This is a genomic window from Haloarcula amylolytica JCM 13557 (assembly GCF_000336615.1).
In the GTDB taxonomy this organism is placed as follows: Archaea; Halobacteriota; Halobacteria; order Halobacteriales; family Haloarculaceae; genus Haloarcula; species Haloarcula amylolytica.
On record NZ_AOLW01000036.1, the window covers coordinates 52,330 to 75,064 of the forward strand.

Here is a 22,735-nt window from a genome sequence, read left to right on the forward strand (position 1 = left end):
GCTGTCAGTTCAGTCGCCAGAAGTATTTCGGCTCTTATACGTTAAGATAACAACTGTACCAGCATTAGTCTCTGTTTCAATCACGACCGCCGGGGCCTTCTAGTCGTCACCGGGAACGAACTCGACGACGCCGCTCAGATTTCGTGACCAGACGCCCTCACTTAGGTCGAGTCCGTCGTTCCACTTCCCGACGACGGTCGAAACTGCGAGGTCGCCGGTGACGTTGTTCATCGTCGCAATCCGCCCGAGAATGGGGTCGACGCCAGCGACGAACCCGACGACCTCCAGCGGGAGGCCGACCTGCGTGAGAATCACGGTGAGCATGACGATGCCCGCTCCCGGAACGCCGGCGGTTCCGATGCTGATGAGAACGGCCACGATCAAGACGAAGACCTGTTCTGTGAGCACCAGTGGCTGTCCGACGACGTTCGCGGCGAACATCACGGTGACTGCCTGCCGGATGGCGGCCCCGTCCATGTTCGCCGTCGCACCGACTGGGAGCGTGAATGAATACACCCGCTCGGCGATCTGCAGGTCTTCGTCCGCATTACGCATCGTGACGGGGAGCGTTCCGCTCGAGGACCGAGTCGCGAACGCGGTTACCATCGCGTCTTTCGCCCCGCTGAGGAACGCAATCGGTGACACGTCGGCAACCACGCCCATCAAGAGAACGAGATAGGTGAAGCCGATGTGAATGACGATTGCGATAGTGACTGCCAGCACGAGTTCGCCCAGTGAGGAGAACAGTCCGATACCTTCAGTGCCGATTCCGGACGCCATCAATGCGAATACACCAAGCACACCGAATTCGAGGACCCCACGAACGATGACAAACATCGCTTCAGCACCCACTTCGAAGGCCTCGAACACTGAATCGACACTATCCGCGAGCGCGTCTTGCTGGGCGCGGACGTACGTCAGCGCGATTCCGAACACGATGACGAAGAAAACCGTCGCCAGCAGATTCCCCTCCGCGAGCGCCGCGACGGGATTGTTCGGCACGATACCGAGAACGACATCCAGCAGCGACGGCGGCGCTTTCGATTGCGCTTCACCGCCGCCGAACTCGAGCCCCCGGCCCGGCTGAAGCACGTTTGCAACCGCGAGGCCAACGATACCTGCGAGGGTCGTCGTCAGGGCATAGAGCCCGACTGTCGCACCGCCGATCCTTCCAAGCTTCGCGGGGGAGAGCTGTCGAATCCCGGTCAGCAGTGTGAAGACGATGATCGGGATGACCAGCATATTGAGCAGCCGAAGGAAGAGGTCGCCCACTGGTCTGACGACAGCCATCTGCTCCCCGAACGCGATACCAGCACCTGCGCCCAGTACGAAGGCGACGAAGATACGCCAGATGAGTGGGATGGATCGATACCGGCTCCATAGCGTGCGAATGGGTTGTATCATAGTACACAGCAACGGGTAGTCTTATAAAAACCCGTCAGCCCCGCCAGTATGTGCACGCGGCTATGATGCGGGCTTCGCTTACAAGATTCCGTTTGCAGACGGATTTGTCGGTACATAGCAAGTCCTGTCGCCGATCCGCTGAAAAGATAGCAAAATAACGGCTGTAGTTCGCATGTTTTCAGAAATCCAAGGCCGCTATCACTCCTGCCTGACGGTCATTCTTACCGTTTCTCGCTCCGCTATCGCTTCTCCTGAAGTGGTAGGGTCCAATCAGTGACAGTCTGAGGACTCGTCTCTGGTCAGTCGGCCCGCGGATTGGTTCTCGGTTCGACGACCCGACGAAGTTCCGCTCGCAACGTCGCCCACTTCGCTACGATGAATCCCATGAGGATGCACGCGAACCCACCAACGGTCGCGAGTGTGACCTGCTGCCCCAGCACGAGCCAGCCGGCGAGTGCGGCGAACAGCGGAATCACGTACTCGATGAAGCTCATCTCGATAGGACCTAGCTGGTCAAGTAGCCGGAAGTACAGCAGGAAACCGCCGATACCGGCGACGACGGCCAAATACAGCAGCGCCGCAAACGCGGACAGCGTCCACGATGCGTCTGCAAACGACTGTCCGGGGAGCGCGAGCACGGTGACATGGAGGACAACGGCCCCGATAGCCATCAGCCAGGCCTGTGTGGCCAGAAACGACATCGACGGACTGGTGTCGTGCGTGACGACGGCTGGGATGGCAAACGCCAGCGCCGACGCAAACACGAGCGCGATCCCGATAGTGCTGCTGAGGAGATTCGCCGGGTCGGGGTCAGCGATGACGATGACGCCGACGAACCCGAGTACTACGCCGACACCGGTATTCGCGGTGAACGTGTCATCGCTGGACGCGAGCTTCGTCAGCGCGGGCGTCACGACGGGGACGAGACCGAGCAGGACGGCGGCGACAGCCCCGGTGACGTACTGCTGTCCGGTGAACAGGAATACGTGGTGGACCCCGATCATGAGCGCACCGCCGACGACGACGTACACGTAGTCATCGCGCGTTTGCGGTCGTTCTAGCGACCCTGTGACGGTCAACGCGGCGAACAGGAGGACGGAGGCGATGTCGAAGCGGGCGGCGGCGAACGGTACCGGCGGCAGGTCGGCGAGGCCGACGTCTGTCGCCATGAATGCAGTACCCCAGATTGCAGCCAGAAGGAGAAAGCAACCGGTCGTTCGATAGCGACTCATTCAGTTGTCGGTCACCTCCCGACGGTAAAAGGGCCGTCGAAGCCCGTTGCAAATTGCTAGATGTTGCCACTGCGTCAGCGAACACTTGACGCAGTGCTGACGGCAGGACTGCAGTTGTCTGTGAATACTCGACCGAGACCAGTACGTAACTTCGACAGCGATCTAACTCTCACACCGCACGCTCCGTCACAGTCAGATCGCCTATCTGGATATCGTCTCCGCCATATGAATTGGAAAATCATCTCTCTGAAAACTTCCATCACGGAATGTACTGAGAATCTGTGTATATTTGCGAATAGCAGACTTCTATTGGCGAATACATGGCTAAATCGTGTGAATTTGACTCCGCACCTCTCCTATATTCGCACTTTCTACGATTGTATCCGCTGAGTCGATTGCTGTCTCGGGAATGCGTTCGTCCGGGTCGAACAACACCGCGGTATCTGCCTCGACGAACGCCTCCGTATCAGTGTGTGAGTCGCCGATATAGGTGATTGACGAAGGGTTCTGCGTGATTCGGATCTCTCTCAGTAGTTCTCCTTTCTGATCGGGACCGACACCGACATCGATACCCGAAATCCGGCCATCTTCGAACCGAAGCCAGTTTCCGCGAACGAACGCTGGCTCGTACTGCTCGAACTGCGTCGCGAGGTTTGCAACGCCGGCACTGAGAATGCCGAATCTGATATCCGTATGCTGGAGGTGGTCGAGGAGGTCGACGGCACCCGCTTTCGGCTTGACGGCCCGAGTCGCACGGGTGATATCTGTCCGGGTGATATCGTTCGCACGCCACACGTCGACCGCACCTCGACACCACTCCGCGAACGTAATCTGACCGGCCTCGAACCGCTCCATCAGTGTATCGGCCGCCGGTGTCGTTCCGTAGAGTGTGTGCAACAGCTCGAACCCACCGCGTTGTCGCGTGAGTGTCCCGTCGAGGTCGAAAACTACCAGATGCGACATACTACCGTTCCGCGATAACTTCTATCTCGACGTCGATGTCCACTGGCAGTTTAACCACCTCCACAGCGCTGCGAGCGGGATAGGGGGGTGACATGAGCTCACCGTACACTTCGTTCACCTCGTCGTAGTACCGCATATCGCTCACGAACACCGTCGCTTTCACCACATCGTCGAGCGAAGCACCACCGGCATCCAGAACGGCCGCTACGTTTCGGAGTGTGCGCCGAGTCTGTTCGCCGGGCGTGCCCTGGATTACCTCGCCGGTATCCGGGTCGACCGGTCCCTGTCCGGAAACGTAAACCCGGTCACCGCTAGCGATGCCTTGTGAGTACGGTCCGATACTGTCGGGGGCGTCGGCAGTTGTTAGTTCTTCCATGGGTCGTGAGTCAATTTGTCGTCGGCTGGTCGTCCGCGTCGTAGACTTCGTTGATGAACGATGTCGGCAGGCTCGTCGTCAATCCGCCGTCGAGCACCAGGTTCTCACCGGTAACGAAACTCGACAGCCCGGAGGCGAGGAACAGGGTCGTATCAGCGACTTCCCTCGGTGTCCCGAACCGACCGAGCGGATACTGGTCGAGCCAGCGCTCCCGTGCGCTCGTCTCACCGGTCCGTTCCTCCGTGTTCTCCATCTCCGCCCGCCTGTTCGCTGTTTCGATGGTCGCCGCCGAGATAACGTTCGAGCGGATCCCGTGCTGACCGTAATGGGCGGCGATGTTCCGGGACAGTGCCAGCAGTCCGCTTTTCGCCTCGGAGTAGCCGGAAAGCCCGATACCGAACAGGCCGTTGACCGATCCCATGTGGATCATCGACCCGCCGCCGGCTGCGACCATCGCCGGCAGTACCTCTTTGCTCAGGAGGAACTGGCTCTTCAGGTTCAGGTCGAGCATCGACTCGAAGGTGTCCTCGTCACACCGGTGCAACAGATTGGCGGACTCGTCTGCGCCGCCAGCGTTGTTCACGAGGACCCGGATGTCCCCGAACTCCTCGATGGTCGTGTCGACGAGGTCCCGTACCGCTGCCCGGTCTGTGACGTCACATTCGACCGGAACAACGCGGCCATCGTGTGTGTCGGTCAACTCCGTCGCAACCGCTTCGACGTCCTCGTAAGTGCGCGAGCAGACGACGACGTCGCCACCCGCTTCGGCGAACCGGGCCGCGATCTCGCGCCCGATACCCCGCGACGCTCCAGTCACAATGGCTGGCCGGTCCGCTAATGATAGCTCTACCATGACACCGACACCCACGTAACCTGCCCTCTTGAAAGTTGCTCTCCGCCGCTCATGTGATTCGATACTCCTCGACGGCGTCCACGTCGATACTGATGCCGAGACCGGGGCCCTCTGGGGCGGGAAGGCAGCCGTCGCTGACGTCGAACGGAGCCTCGATGACGTCTGCCTCCCAGCCGTAGTACGTCGAATCCGGGGGCAACGAAAAGCCCGGGATGCCGGTGAACGCGTGGAGGATCGCCGCGGTTCGAATCCCCAGGTCGAACGCACAGTGGTGCGTAAAGGGAACACCGGCGTCTTCGAGGATGGCGGCCTGCTGTCGAATACCACTGATGCCGCCGGCAGGAGTCAGGTCGATAACGCCGACGTCCATCGCGCCGGCTTCCACGAGCGATTGCAGATTATGCGAGATATACGTATCCTCGTTCGGCGCGATGGGCTGGCGGAGTCGTTGCCGGAGTCGGGCGAGCGACCTGTGTGAATCGACTCGAATCGGCTGCTCCATGTACTGCAGGTAGATTCCGGCATCTTCCAGCATCGCGCCGACCCGAACTGCCTGGTCGAGCGTCCAGCCCTGGTTCGGGTCGAGTCGGAACTCTAGCTGGCCGTCGACTTCATCGTGCATCGCTTTGATTCGCTCGACGTCCTGTCGCCAGTCCCGACCCGCCTTCGTTTTGAGGACAGTAAAGCCGGCTTCGAGCGCTTCTCGGGCCTTGATACGGGACTCCTCGGGTGAGAGGATACCAAGACAGAACGCAACGGGGACAGCCGTCGGTGCACTACTGTTGCCATCGACGCTTTGCCGGTGTTGCTGAGCCCCCTGTGTCGGTGCCGTCCACCCGCCGAGCAACTCGTACACCGGTCTGTCGAGGGCTTTGCCGACGATGTCCCAGCAGGCTGTTTCGACCGCCGCAAAGAACATATCCACGTTCGTGTACTCGACGAACACCTGCCGTCGGAGCCGCTCGATCTCGAACGGCGACTGGCCCTCGATCATCGGGCCAACGCCGTCCTCGATAATGGATTCAGTAGCCTCCGGTGACAGGAAGACGCGCATCTCGCCCCAGCCGCTAATTCCCTCATCCGTGTCGACCCGGACGAGGACGCGTTCCATCGAGTGTAGCTTCCCGTGATTGGTCACGTACGGCCCGATACCGAGATGTTCATCTAGGTCGGCCAGCGGTACATCTACAGTGACCGCTGACACGCCGGTTATCTCCATGCATTCCTGTCGTTCGTGAACCGATATCAAAGTACCGCTTGCCCCTATCCGCGCACCGCGTCGACAGCGGTTCCGACCCACTCCAGTGACTGCTCCGGGAGCAGTCCGTAATTGTAGAACGAGAGCCGCGGCACTCCCTTCGAGTTGAGGGTCTGTACGATATCGACGACGGTCGCTTCGTCGTGGATGGCTGGATGGCCCGGCAGGAGCCCGACGTGGAGTGGCACGTCATCGACAACTGTCTCGACGGCGTCGTATGCCTCTATGACCGCTTCGCTCGTCGACTCGTAAGCCGGAAGGCAGTAGTAATCGACGTGGTTCGAGAGTGCCTGCAGGTCGGCCCCGACTAGCCACTCGCGGCCGGGTTCCGGTGCACCGACGTAGTAGCCAAGCGGCGTCGTTCCAGCGGCGTCAGCCAGTCTGGCGTACAGTGACGACAGCGTCTGTTCGCGGACGTCGACGTATGCGGCGACGGTTTCGTGCTCCGCGAGCCAGCCGTCCGGCGAACGGTCGTGTGCCACGTCTCCGGCGACGATATCGTCTAACGTATCGGCGACAGTCGAACGTACCCGCTCAGCATCGACACCCGCGGCCTTTGCGTTCTTGCGACAGTGTGGACAGAAACACAACCCGAGCAAGAATTCTCCGAGGACTCCCAACCGTGCGTGAATCTTCTGGTGGTGCCAGCCAAAGCCCGTTCCGTAGAAGTAATCGAACGTTTCCAGTTCGATACGAGCGAACTCATCGCGGGACGCCAGATCCGAAACCAGTGCCGAGAGATACGTCTGGACCGCAGGCTGGGAGGGACACAGGCCGAAGATCAGGTCGTCACCGTGTGCAGATTCCAGCGTGTACTCCGGGTTGGCCATCCCGAGCCGGGAGTTGTGGCAGCCGACTGTCCACGAATTGAGCGTCAGGTCAGACAAACCGGCGGCGGCGTCTGCGACCCAGTCCCCGTCCATCTGTTCGTACGGAACTGGTTCGAGGTCGCCGTACTCCGGGCCGGGCTCGAAATACGAACTCGCGCGTGCAAACAGCGTCCGGCGCTCCGGATTGTGCGGCGTGAACGCCTGCACGGTGTGGTAGTTCGTCGCGAGATTCAGCTCGTCGATGCCGATGTCACGCAGTCGCCGTTCCACCTCGGACGGGCCTTCGTCCAGAAGGTCCCACGGGTACGCCCACATCGCGAATTCCATACGCGACCAACTATCGTGACGATAATAAAAGTAGAGGCAGCTACTCCTTGACCGCGCCAGCCGTCATCCCTGCGACGATATACTCCTCCAAGAAGGCGAACAAAATCAGGAGTGGGATAATACCGATGACAGACACAGTGAGCATCATCCGCCAGTCGGTCTGCAGCGCGCCGACCATCGAGAAGACCCCGCGCGGGATGTTGTACTTCGCACTGTCAGTGAGGAAGGTGAGCACGAACAGCAGCCGGTTCCACGCGTAGAGGAAGGTGTAGGTGACACTGGCGACCAGCGCCGGCTTCGTGAGCGGGAGTACGATCTTCGTGAGGATCTGCAGTTGGCTCGCGCCGTCGATACGCGCAGATTCTTCGAGCGCGACGGGTATCGTCTTGAAATACCCGTACAGCATCCAGACGTTGAACGGTAGCGTGAACGCCGCTGCCGGGACGATTACAGCGAGATAGGTGTTGAACAGCCCCATCTGGGTGATAACGTCGAAGAGGCCGACGATCAACACGACCGGTGCGAACATCTGCACGACCAGCACGGAGAGGAGGAAGGTTCGCTTCCCCACGAAGTCGTTCCGGGCACACGAGTACGCGGCCGGTATCGCCAACAGAAGCGTCAACACCACCGTCCCAACCGAGATGATGAAGCTGTTCCCGACCCATAGCAGCACGTCGGTCTGTGTCCAGACCTGCAGATACGCCTGTATGCTGGGGTCGCTGGGGACCAGCGTCGCTGGCGCAGCGAATATCTCTGACTCCGGCTTGAGCGTGCTCGAGAACATCGCGTAGAACGGCAACATCATGAGCCCGAGCAGTCCGATCAGCACGCCATAGAGTCTGACTTTGCGGAGATTGCTCCGGTCGTGGCCTGCCATCGTCATAGCTCGTCACCTCCGCGCGTGTAGATGCGCAGGTAGATGATAGCGAAGACGAACAGGAACAGGAACCCGATGACACTGTAGGCGGCTCCGCGTCCGAGGTTCCCGTTCTGGAGGCCCACCTGGTAGATGTGGATGACGAGCGTCGCCGTCGAACTGATCGGGCCGCCGCCGGTCATCGTCCAGATGACGTCGAAACTGACGAACGTCCATATCGTCGACAGCAGCGTGGCAATCAGGACGACGCTCTTCAGTTGTGGGAGCGTGATGTACCGGAACTGATGCCACTTCTCGGCACCGTCGATGGCGGCTGCCTCGTACAGTTCCTGCGGTATCGACTGCAGGCCCGCGAGGAAGATAATCGCCATGAACGGTGTCCCGATCCAGATGTCGGCCACGACGACGCCGAGCCACGCGATGCTCGGGTTTCCGAGGATACCGATTCCCTGCTCGATGATGCCGAGTTTCAGCAGGATCGCGTTGAGATAGCCGAACTGCGGGTGCTCTATCCACCGGAACACCACAGCGGAGATGGCGTATGGAATCCCCCACGGGATGAGAAACGCCGTACGGAAGAACTTCCGACCGCGGATGTCTCCTTTGAGGTGAACGGCTATCAGCAGTCCAAGCAGTGTCTTGCCCGCGACGCCAACGGCGACCCAGCGACCGGTCTGCCAGAGCAGGCGGTAGAAGATGTCGCTGTTGAATATCTCGACGTAGTGCTGGAGCCCGACGAACGTCTCGATGTTCGAGTCGGCGGGTGACTGGTACAGTGACAGCCGAAACGTCTCGATAATCGGATACCCGACGACGGCCAGCAGGAACACGGCCGCGGGAGCGATGAGAAGGTACGCCCGGCTGTTGCGCTGGACGTACGCCAATCCTCGTTCGAGACGTGAGTCGTCGGACGCCTCGGTGTATTCCTCTGCCAGGCTCATCCCTGTCTGTCACTCCATGGCATCTTCGAGATCACTCTGGGCATCGTTGAGCGCTTTCTGCGGTGACTTCCGGTCCGCCAGTGCCTCCTGAATGGCCTGGACCATCCGGTCGTTGAACTCGCTGAAGTTACTGAGCTTCGGCCGGGCACGAGCGTACTGCCCCGCCTCGACGAACGGTCCCCAGTTCTCCGAATCCGAGAAGTACGAGCGCTCACCGACGGCTTCGACGACGGGGAGGAACCCTTTCTGCTTCGAGTACTGGAACCGCCGCTCCTCGTCGAAGTAGAACCGGATCAGGTCCCGGGCGAGGTCCTTGTGCTCGCTCTGACTCAGGACGGCGAGCGTGTCGATAGTGAACAGGCTGTACCGGCCCTCAGGGCCACGCGGCACCTGGACGATGCCGTAGTCGAAGTCGACCTCACCGTTTTCCTTCGCGGCGGTGATGTTGAGTCCCGTGTAGACGTGCCCGATAACCATCCCGAGGTCACCGTTCTCGAACAGCTGCCGGATGTCCTGCCGAGTCGAGGAGAGCGGTGACGACTGTGTGACGTTGTGTTCGAGGTGGAGGTCGGTGTACAACGAGAGGGCCTCGACAGCGCCGCTGGAGTTCACGACCGGCAGTCCCTCGTCGTCGACGAGGTCCGCCCCGTGTGACCAGTGGTAGTGGTAGTACTGCGACCCGGTCTCGATTGCGTCGGCCCCTGCAAGCCCCAGTGCCGGCACGCTCGCATCGCTGTCACGGATCTGCGTTGCGGCATCCAGCATATCCTGCCACGAATCGAGCGACGGGTCTTCGGGGTCGAGCCCTGCCGTCTCGAAGACGTCTTTGTTGTAGTAGAGGCACTTGTTCGAGGCGGCCCACGGCACGCCGTAGTGGGAGCCGTTGTACATCGTTCCCTCGGCCACGCCGTCGTAGAACTGCTCGCCGAACTCCCCGTCCATCATGTCGTCGAGCGGTTCGAGCGCGTCCTTGCCCACGAGCTGTGGAATCCAGCGCGCCGGCCACCGGCTGACGTCGGGCGCTTCGCCGCCGTCGACACGGTTGTTCACAGTTTGACGCGCGTTGTCCCACGTCACGCTGGTGAACTCTACGTCGACGTCGTGCTCGTCCTCGAAGGCCGCGTTGTTCTCCTCGAAGAACTGCTTGATGTTGTCTCCGACGCCCATCGTGAGGAACTGCACGCTCTGCGTACTGCCGTCACCGCCGCTCCCACTGTCGCCGTCACCGCCGCTCTCACCGTTGCCGTCACCACCGCCCCCACCGTCGCCGCTACACCCGGCGATGGCGATGGCACCGCCTGCGCCGAGTGCTTGGAGAAGCTGTCGGCGGTCGATACTGTCCTCGACAGACCTGTCGTTGTTATCGGGCTGCATCATTAATGTCACCTACTTCCATGTACATAATTCTTTGTGTTGTGTGGCTCATTGGTCAGGAATTGCTCTCGTGAATCGCGGTCATGAGGGCCGCGAGTTCGTCGCCGATGACCGAGCGGATTCGTTCGCCTGTCTCGGCAGTCGCCTGCTTCGGCGTCCCGATGGCACCGGACGTGGAATACTCGTCGAAGGAACGATAGACGGCGACGTTGCCCCCGTCGAGCAGGTCCTGTCCACCCCATCTGTAGTGTTCGTCCATCGGTTCCCCGTCGCGGACCTCCGGGTCGCCCACGAGGTCCGGTCGGAGCGCAAGCATGAGGGACGTTTCGAACTCGCCGCCGTGGGCCATCCCTCCCGTCTCGGTCGTTCGGAGTTCCTCGATTCGATCCGACGCCAGGTGGAAGTACGTCGTTCCGAGTACCTCCGCATCGGTGTCGACGCCCACGGTACTCACGACGGCGTCGATGAGTGAACTGTTCCCGCCGTGGCCATTGACGAACAGCACCGCATCGAATCCGTTCTGGATGCCAGCGTGTGCGATATCTTCAAGTGTTGCTCGCAAGTGCGCGAACTCGAGTGACAGAGTCCCACCGAACGACAGATGGTGTGGCGAGAACCCGCTCCAGACCGGCGGCGTCACGACGACAGGCACGTCGTCCAGACGCTCGATAGCAGTGTCGACCATCGCCTCGACCAGGAGTGTGTCGGTGACGACCGGGAGATGGTTTCCGTGCTGTTCGACGCTTCCGACGGGAATAACGAGAACAGAGCCCGGCTGTTCGCCGACACCTCGGACCTGACTCGCCGTCATTCCAGCCCACTCGCTCTCTTTCCGACCGATAGTATCGTACAACATATTACGCTGATTCTGTCCGCTGTAGCTGGTTCAGTTCCACTCGCTCGCCATCGGGACCGAACAGATGCATATCCTCCGTATGAAATCCTAACGCGATTTCGTCGCCCCGTTCCGGTCGGTACTCGCTATCGACCCGGGCTACGACTTCTTTCGACCCGTCTGCTGTCTCCAGATAGAGGAAATTGTCCGAACCCATGGGTTCTACGACGTCCACGACCGTATCGATGTACGACCCGGCGTCCTCGGCGACGAAATCCTCCGGACGGACGCCCAGCGTGTACTCCCCGTCCGGAATATCGACGTTGAGCGTAAACTCCACACCTGCTGAGTGGACCGTCGTACGTCCACCGCTATTTGTCACGCTCACCTCGAAGAAGTTCATCGATGGTGACCCGATGAACCCCGCGACAAATTTGTTGTTGGGCTCGTCGTAGCAGCGCTCCGGCGGTGCGACCTGCTGGAGTTCACCCTGATTGAGAATCACGATCCGGTCCGCCATCGTCATCGCTTCCGTCTGATCGTGCGTGACGTAAATCGTCGTCACGTCCAGCTCTTCCTGAATCCGCTGGATCTCCGTGCGCATCTGTGTCCGAAGCTTGGCGTCGAGGTTCGACAGCGGTTCGTCCATCAGAAACACGTCCGGATCGCGGACGATAGCCCGCCCAAGCGCGACGCGCTGTTGCTGGCCACCCGAGAGTTGTTTCGGCAGGTCGTCCATGAGGTCCGAAATCTCCAGCAGTTCGGCAGCCTCGGCCACGCGTTGCTCGATCTGATCGTCGTACTCGCCGGACAGCCGCAGCCCGAAGGACATGTTATCGCGTACGGTCATGTGCGGGTACAGCGCGTAACTCTGGAACACCATCGCAATGTTCCGGTCCTGTGGACGCACGTCGTTGACTACGTCCCCGCCGATAGCAATCTCACCGTCGGTGACCGTTTCGAGCCCGGCAATCATCCGAAGTGTGGTCGACTTGCCACACCCGGACGGTCCGACAACGACGACAAACTCCCCGTCCTCGACGGTCAGAGAGAGGTCCTCAACTGCAAGGACGTTGTCGTCGTATACCTTGCTGACGTTTGATAGTGTAACTTCGCTCATACCGAGTAGAAGAAGCATCGCAATCATCATTAATAAATGTTGGTAGTACCGGCACAGTCGGGCGGACCGATCACATCGAAACCGGCAGCGCCCGCGGAGCAGCGCCCGGTATGACTGCGTAGCCGGCGGTTCTGAACCGAGGCCAAAACGTCACACCCGTACGCACGACCTCATTCCGTGATACAGAAGTTGGAGCAGAGAACTACTACTTCGCGGAAAATGGGATATCAGAGCAGTTCCAACTCCTTTCAACGAGATTGAAAGCCACTTGTTGCGCTCGTGTTGAACAGACGAATGTCACAAAGTGACGCCAGAGGGACTGTAACTGCTGAATTCGGGACTGGATCTTACGCCCCACATGTTCGTGTGGTATGTTGTCACTCTTCGCGTGTGGCGAGGTCGAGGAAAATAACATCCGTACTCCTGTTAGAATCCCTAATATCAGTGCATCGTACCAGTTTCCAACGTGAGTGGAAACATTTTGCCTCTCGGCGGAATCTATTTCACCCTGCAAAAAAAATCCCATCTATGTCCTCGCAAAACAACAAAACGATCAGTGCGGTCGAGACAACGCTGGATATTCTCGCCGCGCTCGAAAAACGTGAACCGGTCGGTCTCTCCGACCTCGCGTCTCATCTGGATATCCCCACGAGCACTGTGTTTATTCATCTCAACACACTCGTCCAGCGTGACTACGTCGTCAAGGAATCCGGGCAGTATCGCCGGTCTTTCCGCTTTCTGGAGCTCGGGGGCAGCGTTCGGCAGAGACTAGACATCGGTCGACTGCTTCGCAATAAAGTTGAAGAACTCAGCAGAGAGACCGGTGAGATTGCTGGTGCCGGCATCGAGGAGAACGGCCAGCGGGTCATCCTCTACAGGAGTTCAGGTGGAAAGGCTGCGGGCGACGAAATCCCTATCGGGAATCACACCGAGATGCACTGGACATCGCTGGGCAAAGTTATTCTGGCGCATCTTCCGGTCGAAAAACGAAACGAAATTGTTGCCGACCATGGGCTTCCGAAAGGGACTGATAACACGCTGTCATCCCGGTCCGATCTCGAAGCGGCCCTCGAGCGAATCCGTGACCAGGGCTATGCGATAGACGACGAGGAGCACCTCAGGGGCGTTCGCGGTGTCGCCGTTCCGATATTCAACGACGAACAGGAGGTCATGGTCTCCCTCGGTATCACTGGACCCAGAGATAGATTCACCTCTAGATATATGGCAAATCTGTTAGAGATACTTCGATATACGAAAAACGAAATCGAAGTTCGAAGTCAGTACTACGAATACAGTACTATAGACGGATAGACGGGTGGCCGACGTTAAAATATGATATTGCACAGATGAAATTGGGGAATTAGTGCCAGTCTGGAGTCCTTTTGTCACCAAACTTCGCCACGTCGCTATTGGGCCCTTCCGGTTCTGCCTCTAAGTCCCGTGTTCCGATCCAATCGTTTCATATAATCGAACTGGGAAACATCGTTGGGAAGCCAACTGAGTCCCGTCCTCACACTGATTGCACGACTAGTTCTCGTGTCCGATCACGCTCCATATAACGTCTGTACTTCTGTTATTTCTTTCCCGATGCTAGCAGCGTCTGTCGACACGATTTTGCTCAATCGAACTACGCTCGCAGACATTGCCACACGTTCACACAAAATGTGACAGCATATGACACCTTATAATTCTGGTTTTGTTCTACCGAACTACTAAATCCTATCAGACGCACAATCGACATATGTCCGTCGATACCACAGAACTATCAATCGAGATTATCGATATCATCTCCGACCGTGACGGCGCACGGCTTCGGGATATCGTCGAAGAGGTAGACGTGGCCAAAAGTACTGCACACAAGCACCTCACCACCCTACGAGACAACGGTTTTCTGGTCAAACGCGGCGAAATCTATCAGGTCGGGTTACGGTTCCTGAATTACGGCGAACAGGCACGAAGTCGTTGGCCCGGCTACCCGCACATTGAGGAAGCGATCGCAGACCTCACCGAACGGACGGAGGAAGAATGTGACTTCGTGGCCCCGGACCGCGGCCGGATCATCACTATCGCCGAGTCCTATCACAAGTGGGCAAAGTTCGGGGATACGACCACCGACGGACCATCGAAGGAGTATCGGGCCAGAACGGGGTCGTATTATCATATGCATGCGACCGCTTCCGGACTGGCAGTGCTATCGACATACGCTAGGTCCCGCGTCGAGGAAGTTATCGAGCGGTGGGGGCTCCCCGCACGGACTGACCACACGATCACGTCCCGGGAAGAACTGCACGCCGAACTGGAACGGATCCGAGAGCGCGGCTACGCTGTCGATGATCAGGGATACACTGACGGGATGCGCAGCGTCGGGAAGGCCGTTCACGGGCCAGAGGGTGATGTGATCGGCGCGCTCAGTGTCTCGGGACCGACGTATCGGGTCGACGGGATGGTTCTCGAACAGGAAGTCCCGAATGCGCTCAGAGATGTCGTCGCCGACCTCGAAGAGCGTCTCCGAACGACGAGCTGATCCTGATGGCGCGTCGCGATAGAGCGCTCCGTCATATGGCCACCGCTCACTGTCCTGCATCCGGCTGGACCGTCTTGTTTGTCTCTGCTCAGGCGATGCCCGCTGCTAGGATCGGGACACCGTGATTCTGTTAGCGACGGCGTGTCCCGAGGGTAGTTTTTTATAATATGCGTGGAATATGTGCGTATAGCAATGTGTGGTAATAACGAGCATACCGACAGTGGATCGATCCGACAGTCCGAGACCAGCCGTCGACGGTTCCTGACCGCCGCCGGAGCCGGAAGCGTCGGAGTGCTTGCTGGGTGCGCCTCGTTGGCCAGCGATGAGGGCGATGGGGAGACCGGAGGTGAAAGTGACGGTGCCAGCACGGGCGACGGTAGTGGTAGTCAGGACTTCAGCGGTGAAACGCTGCGCGTGATGGTCTGGAGCGGGAATTACGCTGACCGCTTCGAGGAAACGATAAAACCGATGTACGAAGAGCGGACTGGAGGACGATTACAGGTCAATCGCGGCTGGAACGAGATCCTGGCGAAAATCAGATCAGCACCGGAGGATCAACCGCCGTTCGATGTAACCATCACAGAGGGGTATTTTTACCTCCTTGGTCGCAATGATGACCTGTTCTTACCGGTACGACAGGAGAACGTTCCGAATCTGGACGGCGTCATCGATTATTACACTGACTTCCGAACCACGGAGTTCGGCGTCCCCGTCGACGGTGCGCCGACGACGCTCATCTATCGAAACGATCTGGACTTCGAACCGACCACCTGGGCCGACCTTGCGGCACCAGAAGCCGTCAACGGCAATGGAATCGGCATCGACAAAGGGTTCTGGTGGTTCCCGCAGCATGACGCTGCTGTCGCGATGGACGAGAAAGACCTCGCCGGCGAAGTGTACGATGGGGACTTGGCGATGAACGTGTTTGACTACATGGAATCGGAGTGGAACATCCAGGGATGGGCCTCCTCCGGAGAGGACATCTGGCAACTGTTCGAGAACGGCATCATCGACCACGCACAGTGGTATTACGAGCAGACCGCGTACGATATTGACGACTACGAGAACCTGAGCCACACTGCACCAGACAGAAACAGCGGTTTCGTTAACCACTGGTGTCCGGTCCGTGGGACCGATAAACGGCGCATGGCAGAGGATTTCTTGAATTTCTTGCTGGACGCCGATACCCAGACACGGTGGTCCGAAAACAGCCCGACGCTGTTTACGAATACGGACATGGAATACGCGACTGAGAAACTCGACGAAGACCTCCCCAACAACAGTGACGAAGCAGCGCTCATCGCCTGGCCGGAGTTCGATTACATCAACTCGAACTTCGATAAGTTCGACCAGCGGATCTCGGAGATGGAGGCGAGTTCGAACTAGAGATGTCAGGACCGATGTTCACAACCGACCAGTGCCTCAGTGCTCAAGACGAACTCCATAACCCATGTCGGAGATAGAACTACAGAACCTCTCGAAGTCGTTCGGCGATATCGATGCGGTGACAGACGTTTCCCTGTCCGTCCGGGACGGCGAACTGCTGTGCTTGCTCGGCCCCAGTGGCTGTGGCAAATCGACGACGATGCGAATGATCAGTGGGCTCGAAACACCGTCGTCAGGGACGGTCTACATCGGGGAAGCGGACGTGACCGACCAACCGGCCTACGACAGAGATACGTCGATGGTGTTCCAGAACTGGGCGCTGTTCCCCTACAAGACCGTACTCGAGAACGTCGCATTCGGTCTCAAGATGCGTGGAATGGGCAAACAGCAGCGGCGTGACCGAGCCAGTGAGATGCTGGAACGCGTCCACATGGACGGGTACGAGAGCCACAGTCCGACTGACCTCTCGGGTGGACAGAAACAGCGCGTCGCGCTGGCGCGGTCGCTGGCGGTTGACCCCGACGTCCTCCTGCTCGATGAACCACTCTCGAACCTGGACAAGCGGCTGCGTGAGGAGATGGAGATCGAACTGAAAGACATTCACGAAGAGTTCCAGAAGACGTTCGTTCACGTCACACACAATCAGGACGAGGCGTTCACTCTTGCCGATCGCATCGGCATAATGAACGAAGGGCGACTGGTGCAGGTCGGAGAGCCGAACGAGGTGTATCGGGACCCGAAAAACAAGTTCGTCGAGGAATTCCTGGGTGACACAAACTTCGTCAGCGGCACTGTAAGCGACATTGACGGTCAGTACGGCTACCTGATGACGGAGTTCGACTCGGAGATCCGCGTTCCGGTGGCCTCGGAAACCCAGCCCGAAACATCCCTTACTGTGTCACTCCGTCCGGAGTTCATGCAGATAGCTCCCATCACCGATAGCTCAAACCGGGCGTCCCACCAGACCCGTGCGGACGGGAACGGCGGTGGTGGCGTTTCCGGGACCGTGGAGAGTACCATCTATCGCGGCTCCAGTATTCGCCACGTCGTCGATATCGGAGGGGAACAGCTGTTCGTCGAGCAGGGCGTTACTGACCAGACGGCGATTGATGAGGGAGACACGGTCGAACTCAGGTGGGACGTTGATGACATACTGGTGTTCCGTCCCGACGGTACGAGGGTGAGAGACTGACAATGAGTGTCGACCCTCGAACCACTGTCTTAGACCGGCTCTGGTCGCCGTTCGAAGGACAGTCAGGGTCTCGCCGCTCGCTGTTGCTGATGAGCCCACTGATTCTGTTCGAGTTGCTGGTGTTCGTGGTACCGTTTCTGTTGCTGGTTCGCATCAGTTTCAGCGAACAGTCACAGGGCCTCCCGTATGCCGAAGGGACGTTTACCATCGCATCGTACGTTCAGGTCCTCCAGTCTGAGTTGCTGCAAGGCATCATCGCGTATTCGTTCAAGCTAGGCATCATCGCGACGCTACTTACGGTCGTCCTTGCGGTCTTCTACGCCTATGCCACCTGGCGCGCGAGTGGGGTGCAGAAATCGGCACTGTTGTTTTCGGTCGTATTGCCCCTGCTGACGACACTCGTAATCAAGACGTACGTGTGGGTGCCGTTACTGGCTCCGAATGGGACGGCGAACAGCCTCTTGCTTGCAGTTAGCCTCGTCCAGGCTCCCCTGCAGATGGTCCCGAACACGTTTGGCGTTGTCATCGGGCAAGTATATATCGTTTTCCCGTACGCGATGCTGGCAATTTACAGCGTCCTAACAACCGTCGAATGGGAGCTTGTCGAGGCGGCCAGGGACCTCGGAGCCAGCCGAACCCGGTCGTTCTTTGCGGTCGTTCTCCCTGAAATCATGCCCGGGATTACTGTCGCGACTGTCATCTCCTTCGCTTGGAGCGTCGGCGCGTACTCCGCACCGGCGCTGCTCGGCGCAGGGAGTGACCGTCCGTTCGCGCTTGAAGTTCAGGAACAGATGTTGGTCAATTTCAACTGGCCGATAGCCACTGCCCTTTCGACGGTAATGCTCGTCCTGATGTTCGTGAGCATTCTGGTCATCTACGCTGTCCTCGGTCGCTTTGGAGGTGACGTGGCCAATGCCACGTAACGTCGAACGGCTCGGGACGGCAGCGTTCCGCATCGGCTACATAGCGATCTTCGTCGTCATGCTGTTGCCGCTGGGGATTGTTGTCGCGACCTCCTTCTCTGCATCGGGGAACCTACAGTTCCCGCCCCAAGCGCTCTCCGTGCAGTGGTACAGCGCGTTCTTTGCTGACGTGGTGTGGCTGCGAGCGTTCGACAATAGTCTCGTCGCCGGAATTGGAACGACGGTTGTGGCCACGTTCATGGGTATCACGGCGGCGTTCGGTCTCGAAGCGCACAGGGGCCGGTTCGGTAGCATCCTGACACCCATCGTCATTCTCCCCTTGCTTATTCCGCCTGTCATCCTCGGAGTGACGCTGCTCGTGTATTTCAGCAGGCTCGGGTTGCGATCGTCGTATCTCAGCATCATTTTGGCCCATAGTCTCTGGGCCACACCGCTCGTGTTCTTCGTGATGCAGTCCGTCTTCCAGCGGTTCGATTGGCAACTGCGCGATGCCGGGATGGACCTCGGGGCGAATCCGATCCGCGTGTTCGTGCACGTCATTCTGCCGAACGTCAAAAGCGGCATACTGGTCTCTGCATTGCTGGCGTTCATTATCAGCCTTCAGGAGTTCGTGATGGCGCTGTTCCTGTCGAACTATCAGACACAGACGATTCCTGTGCTGGCCTGGAACTCTCTGCGTCAGTCGCTTACGCCCATCGTCAGTGTCGTCTCGACGTTCCTCATCCTTGTCTCCGTTGTCGGGCTTCTCGTCGCCGCTCTCGCCACAAATATCGAATTCGTGGCGAAACGGCTGTCCTGACCGCCCTGGGGCCTCGTTTCGATCGGGAAAACGCTGGACTGACAACCAGATCTGATATCAAGGACTTAGAACATTTCCGGTTCGATACTGAATGGTGAGACCGGTATTAGAGTACCCTCAAAAAATTATATGTTGTCCGATCCAGAAGGCTGGTCGGGAAAATATTTTTATAATGTGGTACCGTCACACAATACGTATGCGAGCAGCTGTGTTAGAGGAGTACGAGGAGCCGCTAGCTATCAAAGACGTCGAACGGCCGGAGCCGGACCCGGATGGCGTGGTCGCTCAGGTCGACGCCTGCGGCGTCTGCCGGAGCGACTGGCACGGATGGGTCGGTAACTGGGACTGGTTCGACTACAAGCCACCGCGGGGACATATTCTCGGCCACGAACCGTCGGGAACAGTCGTCGAAGTCGGTGAGGACGTCGACACGGTCACAGAGGGAGATTCGGTCGCAATCCCGTTCAACTTCGCCTGCGGTCACTGCCACGAATGTCGCGTCGGGTATGAAAACCTGTGTGAGAACCACCTAGGTCTCGGCTTTCAGCCCGGAGCGCCGGGGGCCTTTGCCGAAGAAGTCCCGATCCCGAACGCCGATATCAACGCTGTAAAGCTCCCCGACGGTGTGGACCCCGTCGAGGTCGCTGGTATGGGGTGTCGCTTCATGACATCGTACCGCGGAATGGCACATCAAGCCGACGTGAGTCGTGGCGAGTACGTCGTCGTTCAGGGGCTCGGTGGTATCGGGCTTTCGGCGGTCCACATCGCGGACGCACTGGGCGGTAACGTCATCGGCGTCGACCTGATGGAGGAGAAACTCGACATGGCTGAAGAGTTGGGTGCCATCGAAACCGTCAACGCGGCCGAGACGGATGATGTTGTACAAGCGGTCAGAGATATTACCGACGGCGGCGCACACGTCTCCCTGGACGCACTGGGTATCGAGGAGACCTGCCAGAACGCCATTGAATCGCTCAGAACGCGCGGGCGACACGTCCAGATCGGGTTGACAACGAAGGAACAGCGGGGGTACAACTCTCTGCCCACGGATACCATCGTGATGAACGAGATTCAGGTGCAGGGGTCCAGCGGCCTCCCGCCGTCGAAGTACGGCGAGATGTTCCGAATGGTCGAGAACGGCAAGCTCGACCCCGGGGCGGTGATAACCGACAAGATCGGTCTGGAGGGCGTTAGTGACGAACTGGCTGCAATGACCGACTACGAGACGATCGGTATTCCCGTCGTCAACGAGTTCGCCTGAGCTATGCCCAACAGCGAGACGCGAGCCGCTATACGGGAGCGACATCTGCAGGCACACGAGGACGCACTGGCAGACATCGTCGTCGCGCCGTGGATAGATGGGTCCTCGGTCTCGGGTTCGGAGACGATTCCGACGCGCGATCCAGTTGTCGACGAACCGATAACGACAGTGACGGTCTGCGACCACGAGATGGTCGACCACGCTGTGCAAGCCGCATGGAACGGGTTCGAGAAGTGGGGTGACCGAACACCTACGGACCGATCCCAGCGCCTCTCGGAGTGGGTCGACGTTTTGGAGGCGCACCTCGACGAGCTGGCTCTGTTGGAGTGTCTCGATACTGGCAAGCCACTGAGCGAAGCACGCGGCGAGGTCGAAGGCGCGCTCAGGACGCTCGAATACTACGCGGCAGTCGCCAGGACACAGCAGGGAAGCCAGATTCCGGCACAGGGGGACCTCCATATGTACACGAGAATGGAGCCGTACGGGGTTGTCGGACAGATCACGCCCTGGAATTTCCCCGCGTGGGCGGCCGCATGGAAGTTCGGGCCCGCCCTCGCCGCCGGCAACTGTTCTGTCCTGAAGCCGTCCGCGTACACCCCGCTCACAACGGTCAGAATGGCACAGCTCTCGGACGGGATTTTCCCCGACGGTGTCATCAACGTTGTCACCGGTGGCGGGTCGACGACGGGGGCCACGCTGACTGAGCACGAAGACGTCCGGAAACTCTCGTTTACCGGGAGTGGTAGAGTCGGTCGGGAGGTCATGCAGACCGCCGCCGCCCGCATCGCACCTGTTACTCTCGAACTGGGCGGGAAGTCGCCGCTTGTTGTCTTTCCTGATGCGGACATGGAAAAAGCAGTCGATGCTGCCGCAGCAGGCGTCTACTACAGCACCGGTGAGATCTGTGATGCACTGTCGCGGGCCATCGTCCACGAAGACATCCACGACGAGTTCGTCGACCGACTGGCGACCCGGGCTGAATCATACACGCTCGGTGACCCGCTCGACGACGAGACGACGCTGGGGCCGTTGACCAACGAGGAGCAGTTGGAAACTGTGACCGACTACGTCGGCATCGGCCGGGATGAGGGTGCTACGCTCGTCACTGGCGGCAGTGCCCCGGAAAACCCCGCTCTCGCTGACGGACATTACGTTGCACCGGCTGTGTTCACAGACGTCGATCCCGAGATGCGAATCGCGCGCGAGGAGATCTTCGGCCCAGTCCAGACTGTGCAGTCGTTCGAGACGTACGACGATGCTATCAGACTGGCGAACGACACGCAGTTCGGCCTTGCCGGAGGGGTCGCGACAGAATCGACTGACCTCGCCCATCAGGCCGCCGCGGATATAGATGCAGGTGTCGTCTACATCAATGCGTACGGGCCGATCCGACCAGAAGGCCCGTACGGCGGATTCAAGCAGTCGGGTATCGGCCACGACCTCGGCAGGGCGGCGGTAGAGCAGTATCAGCAACCCAAAACCGTCTACGTCAACCTCGACAGCCCCGAAATCTGACGCTAGCATGCCGCAAAATCCGGCGCTCGACCCTGTTCAATAGCACCCTTTCCGCGACTCTGGAACCCGTGGGGCAGTGGAGTTTACTCGACTCGCCCGATGAAACAACCGTTCTATTGTGATGGCTAGTTCTGGAGACGCGATACAGATGCCGAATTACGTACCGGCGCTCACGAGTATAGACATATCTGGCACAGTTCTCCTGAATATGCCCAACCGAATATCGAGTTGAGGATGAGTGGTAGTATAATCGAAAAGATAAAACGAAAATCGGGAAATAGTGGGTCGTTTTTCTATGTCTGTATCTATACTACGTGTGTATGTCCATATCCGATCACTTCAATGATTATATATGGGTGCTACCCCACGTATTTCGCGTTCGTACTACGCCGCACTCGGCAACCACTCTGTTGTATCATCCACTTCAGGCCCCATGGTTTCAATACGCTCTGTGATCTCATTCGGAAACAGTGACGCTCAGTCGCCACCGCTCCTCACCAAGCAGTTTTTTCGGTGTTGTTCGGGAACTCCTCGCCAGACGTGCGCCACTCGAACTGACTGAGCTTCTCACTTCTATAGTAACAATTGAAACGATTCACACTGATCGCACTGCCGTCGTACGATCAGGTGTGCATTGATTTTCAATGGCTACTATCAGTACCTCACAAAGCCCGTTAGTTGAGAGGTCTGCTTGGCTGAAGTGTGACCAAACACAAGCAGCAAGCAGACGGTGAAATCCACG

General features: G+C 58.8%; 20 protein-coding genes. 8 read left to right on the top strand and 12 right to left on the bottom strand.

All coding sequences use genetic code 11. The features are described from left to right. Positions 1 to 99: 99 nt before the first annotated feature. From C442_RS15990 to C442_RS16045, 12 genes are all read right to left on the bottom strand, one after another. Positions 100 to 1,404 (bottom strand): dicarboxylate/amino acid:cation symporter, encoded by a 1,305-nt coding sequence (locus C442_RS15990; RefSeq protein WP_008312241.1) that lies wholly within the window; start codon positions 1,402 to 1,404, stop codon positions 100 to 102. Positions 1,405 to 1,703: 299 nt separating this feature from the next. Beyond that, complete coding sequence (locus tag C442_RS15995; protein WP_080504329.1) at positions 1,704 to 2,636, bottom strand: DMT family transporter; 933 nt, start codon at positions 2,634 to 2,636, stop codon at positions 1,704 to 1,706. Between the two features lie 324 nt (positions 2,637 to 2,960). Beyond that, positions 2,961 to 3,599, bottom strand: coding sequence for an HAD family hydrolase (locus C442_RS16000; protein WP_008312245.1), 639 nt, complete (start codon positions 3,597 to 3,599; stop codon positions 2,961 to 2,963). Between the two features lies 1 nt (position 3,600). Then, entirely contained in the window at positions 3,601 to 3,975 is a 375-nt protein-coding gene (locus tag C442_RS16005) for a Rid family detoxifying hydrolase (RefSeq protein ID WP_008312247.1), read from the bottom strand. Between the two features lie 10 nt (positions 3,976 to 3,985). Further along, on the bottom strand, positions 3,986 to 4,828 hold the full coding sequence (locus tag C442_RS16010) for an SDR family NAD(P)-dependent oxidoreductase (RefSeq protein WP_049943051.1): 843 nt from the start codon (positions 4,826 to 4,828) through the stop codon (positions 3,986 to 3,988). A 49-nt stretch (positions 4,829 to 4,877) separates the two neighbouring features. Further along, positions 4,878 to 6,047, bottom strand: coding sequence for a mandelate racemase/muconate lactonizing enzyme family protein (locus tag C442_RS16015; RefSeq protein WP_008312251.1), 1,170 nt, complete (start codon positions 6,045 to 6,047; stop codon positions 4,878 to 4,880). Positions 6,048 to 6,091: 44 nt separating this feature from the next. Continuing rightward, positions 6,092 to 7,243: a hypothetical protein gene (locus tag C442_RS16020; protein ID WP_008312253.1), complete on the bottom strand. Its 1,152-nt coding sequence runs from the start codon at positions 7,241 to 7,243 to the stop codon at positions 6,092 to 6,094. 40 nt (positions 7,244 to 7,283) lie between these two features. After that, positions 7,284 to 8,129: a carbohydrate ABC transporter permease gene (locus C442_RS16025; protein WP_008312256.1), complete on the bottom strand. Its 846-nt coding sequence runs from the start codon at positions 8,127 to 8,129 to the stop codon at positions 7,284 to 7,286. After that, positions 8,126 to 9,064 carry a carbohydrate ABC transporter permease gene (locus C442_RS16030; RefSeq protein ID WP_008312258.1) on the bottom strand — a complete coding sequence of 313 codons (939 nt, stop codon included), beginning with the start codon at positions 9,062 to 9,064 and terminating at the stop codon, positions 8,126 to 8,128. The genes C442_RS16025 and C442_RS16030 overlap by 4 nt, the downstream gene beginning before the upstream one ends. 9 nt (positions 9,065 to 9,073) lie before the next feature. Then, on the bottom strand, positions 9,074 to 10,438 hold the full coding sequence (locus tag C442_RS16035) for an ABC transporter substrate-binding protein (protein WP_049943052.1): 1,365 nt from the start codon (positions 10,436 to 10,438) through the stop codon (positions 9,074 to 9,076). A gap of 55 nt (positions 10,439 to 10,493) precedes the next feature. After that, positions 10,494 to 11,294, bottom strand: a complete 801-nt coding sequence (locus tag C442_RS16040) for a creatininase family protein (protein WP_008312263.1) — start codon at positions 11,292 to 11,294, stop codon at positions 10,494 to 10,496. Position 11,295: 1 nt separating this feature from the next. Further along, positions 11,296 to 12,393: a sn-glycerol-3-phosphate ABC transporter ATP-binding protein UgpC gene (locus C442_RS16045; RefSeq protein ID WP_049943056.1), complete on the bottom strand. Its 1,098-nt coding sequence runs from the start codon at positions 12,391 to 12,393 to the stop codon at positions 11,296 to 11,298. Positions 12,394 to 12,921: 528 nt separating this feature from the next. Here C442_RS16045 and C442_RS16050 point away from each other — a divergent pair. The 8 genes from C442_RS16050 to C442_RS16085 all read left to right on the top strand — a co-directional run bounded on the left by C442_RS16050 (position 12,922) and on the right by C442_RS16085 (position 21,993). Next, positions 12,922 to 13,704 (top strand): IclR family transcriptional regulator, encoded by a 783-nt coding sequence (locus C442_RS16050; protein WP_008312267.1) that lies wholly within the window; start codon positions 12,922 to 12,924, stop codon positions 13,702 to 13,704. A 430-nt stretch (positions 13,705 to 14,134) separates the two neighbouring features. Further along, positions 14,135 to 14,917: an IclR family transcriptional regulator gene (locus tag C442_RS16055; protein ID WP_008312268.1), complete on the top strand. Its 783-nt coding sequence runs from the start codon at positions 14,135 to 14,137 to the stop codon at positions 14,915 to 14,917. A 192-nt stretch (positions 14,918 to 15,109) separates the two neighbouring features. Further along, positions 15,110 to 16,303: an ABC transporter substrate-binding protein gene (locus tag C442_RS16060; protein WP_008312269.1), complete on the top strand. Its 1,194-nt coding sequence runs from the start codon at positions 15,110 to 15,112 to the stop codon at positions 16,301 to 16,303. A gap of 64 nt (positions 16,304 to 16,367) precedes the next feature. Then, the gene (locus C442_RS16065) at positions 16,368 to 17,495 is read left to right on the top strand and encodes an ABC transporter ATP-binding protein (RefSeq protein WP_008312270.1); all 1,128 of its coding nucleotides are present in this window, start codon (positions 16,368 to 16,370) and stop codon (positions 17,493 to 17,495) included. A gap of 2 nt (positions 17,496 to 17,497) precedes the next feature. Beyond that, entirely contained in the window at positions 17,498 to 18,418 is a 921-nt protein-coding gene (locus tag C442_RS16070) for an ABC transporter permease (RefSeq protein WP_008312271.1), read from the top strand. Beyond that, entirely contained in the window at positions 18,408 to 19,217 is an 810-nt protein-coding gene (locus tag C442_RS16075) for an ABC transporter permease (protein WP_008312272.1), read from the top strand. Before C442_RS16070 ends, C442_RS16075 begins: the two co-directional genes overlap by 11 nt. 196 nt (positions 19,218 to 19,413) lie before the next feature. Next, the gene (locus C442_RS16080; protein WP_008312273.1) at positions 19,414 to 20,478 is read left to right on the top strand and encodes a zinc-dependent alcohol dehydrogenase family protein; all 1,065 of its coding nucleotides are present in this window, start codon (positions 19,414 to 19,416) and stop codon (positions 20,476 to 20,478) included. A gap of 3 nt (positions 20,479 to 20,481) precedes the next feature. Further along, positions 20,482 to 21,993, top strand: a complete 1,512-nt coding sequence (locus C442_RS16085; RefSeq protein ID WP_008312274.1) for an aldehyde dehydrogenase family protein — start codon at positions 20,482 to 20,484, stop codon at positions 21,991 to 21,993. Positions 21,994 to 22,735: the final 742 nt, after the last annotated feature.

Excerpts from the sequence above, each read along its gene's own strand:
- C442_RS16030 (WP_008312258.1), bottom strand. The coding sequence starts at position 9,064 with ATGAGCCTGGCAGAGGAATACACCGAGGCGTCCGACGACTCACGTCTC.
- C442_RS16035 (WP_049943052.1), bottom strand. The coding sequence starts at position 10,438 with ATGCAGCCCGATAACAACGACAGGTCTGTCGAGGACAGTATCGACCGC.
- C442_RS16065 (WP_008312270.1), top strand. The coding sequence starts at position 16,368 with ATGTCGGAGATAGAACTACAGAACCTCTCGAAGTCGTTCGGCGATATC.
- C442_RS15995 (WP_080504329.1), bottom strand. The coding sequence starts at position 2,636 with ATGAGTCGCTATCGAACGACCGGTTGCTTTCTCCTTCTGGCTGCAATC.
- C442_RS16040 (WP_008312263.1), bottom strand. The coding sequence starts at position 11,294 with ATGTTGTACGATACTATCGGTCGGAAAGAGAGCGAGTGGGCTGGAATG.
- C442_RS16005 (WP_008312247.1), bottom strand. The coding sequence starts at position 3,975 with ATGGAAGAACTAACAACTGCCGACGCCCCCGACAGTATCGGACCGTAC.
- C442_RS16075 (WP_008312272.1), top strand. The coding sequence starts at position 18,408 with ATGCCACGTAACGTCGAACGGCTCGGGACGGCAGCGTTCCGCATCGGC.
- C442_RS16020 (WP_008312253.1), bottom strand. The coding sequence starts at position 7,243 with ATGGAATTCGCGATGTGGGCGTACCCGTGGGACCTTCTGGACGAAGGC.
- C442_RS16055 (WP_008312268.1), top strand. The coding sequence starts at position 14,135 with ATGTCCGTCGATACCACAGAACTATCAATCGAGATTATCGATATCATC.
- C442_RS16050 (WP_008312267.1), top strand. The coding sequence starts at position 12,922 with ATGTCCTCGCAAAACAACAAAACGATCAGTGCGGTCGAGACAACGCTG.
- C442_RS16015 (WP_008312251.1), bottom strand. The coding sequence starts at position 6,047 with ATGGAGATAACCGGCGTGTCAGCGGTCACTGTAGATGTACCGCTGGCC.
- C442_RS16045 (WP_049943056.1), bottom strand. The coding sequence starts at position 12,393 with ATGAGCGAAGTTACACTATCAAACGTCAGCAAGGTATACGACGACAAC.
- C442_RS16025 (WP_008312256.1), bottom strand. The coding sequence starts at position 8,129 with ATGACGATGGCAGGCCACGACCGGAGCAATCTCCGCAAAGTCAGACTC.
- C442_RS16080 (WP_008312273.1), top strand. The coding sequence starts at position 19,414 with ATGCGAGCAGCTGTGTTAGAGGAGTACGAGGAGCCGCTAGCTATCAAA.
- C442_RS15990 (WP_008312241.1), bottom strand. The coding sequence starts at position 1,404 with ATGATACAACCCATTCGCACGCTATGGAGCCGGTATCGATCCATCCCA.
- C442_RS16085 (WP_008312274.1), top strand. The coding sequence starts at position 20,482 with ATGCCCAACAGCGAGACGCGAGCCGCTATACGGGAGCGACATCTGCAG.
- C442_RS16060 (WP_008312269.1), top strand. The coding sequence starts at position 15,110 with ATGTGTGGTAATAACGAGCATACCGACAGTGGATCGATCCGACAGTCC.
- C442_RS16010 (WP_049943051.1), bottom strand. The coding sequence starts at position 4,828 with ATGGTAGAGCTATCATTAGCGGACCGGCCAGCCATTGTGACTGGAGCG.
- C442_RS16000 (WP_008312245.1), bottom strand. The coding sequence starts at position 3,599 with ATGTCGCATCTGGTAGTTTTCGACCTCGACGGGACACTCACGCGACAA.
- C442_RS16070 (WP_008312271.1), top strand. The coding sequence starts at position 17,498 with ATGAGTGTCGACCCTCGAACCACTGTCTTAGACCGGCTCTGGTCGCCG.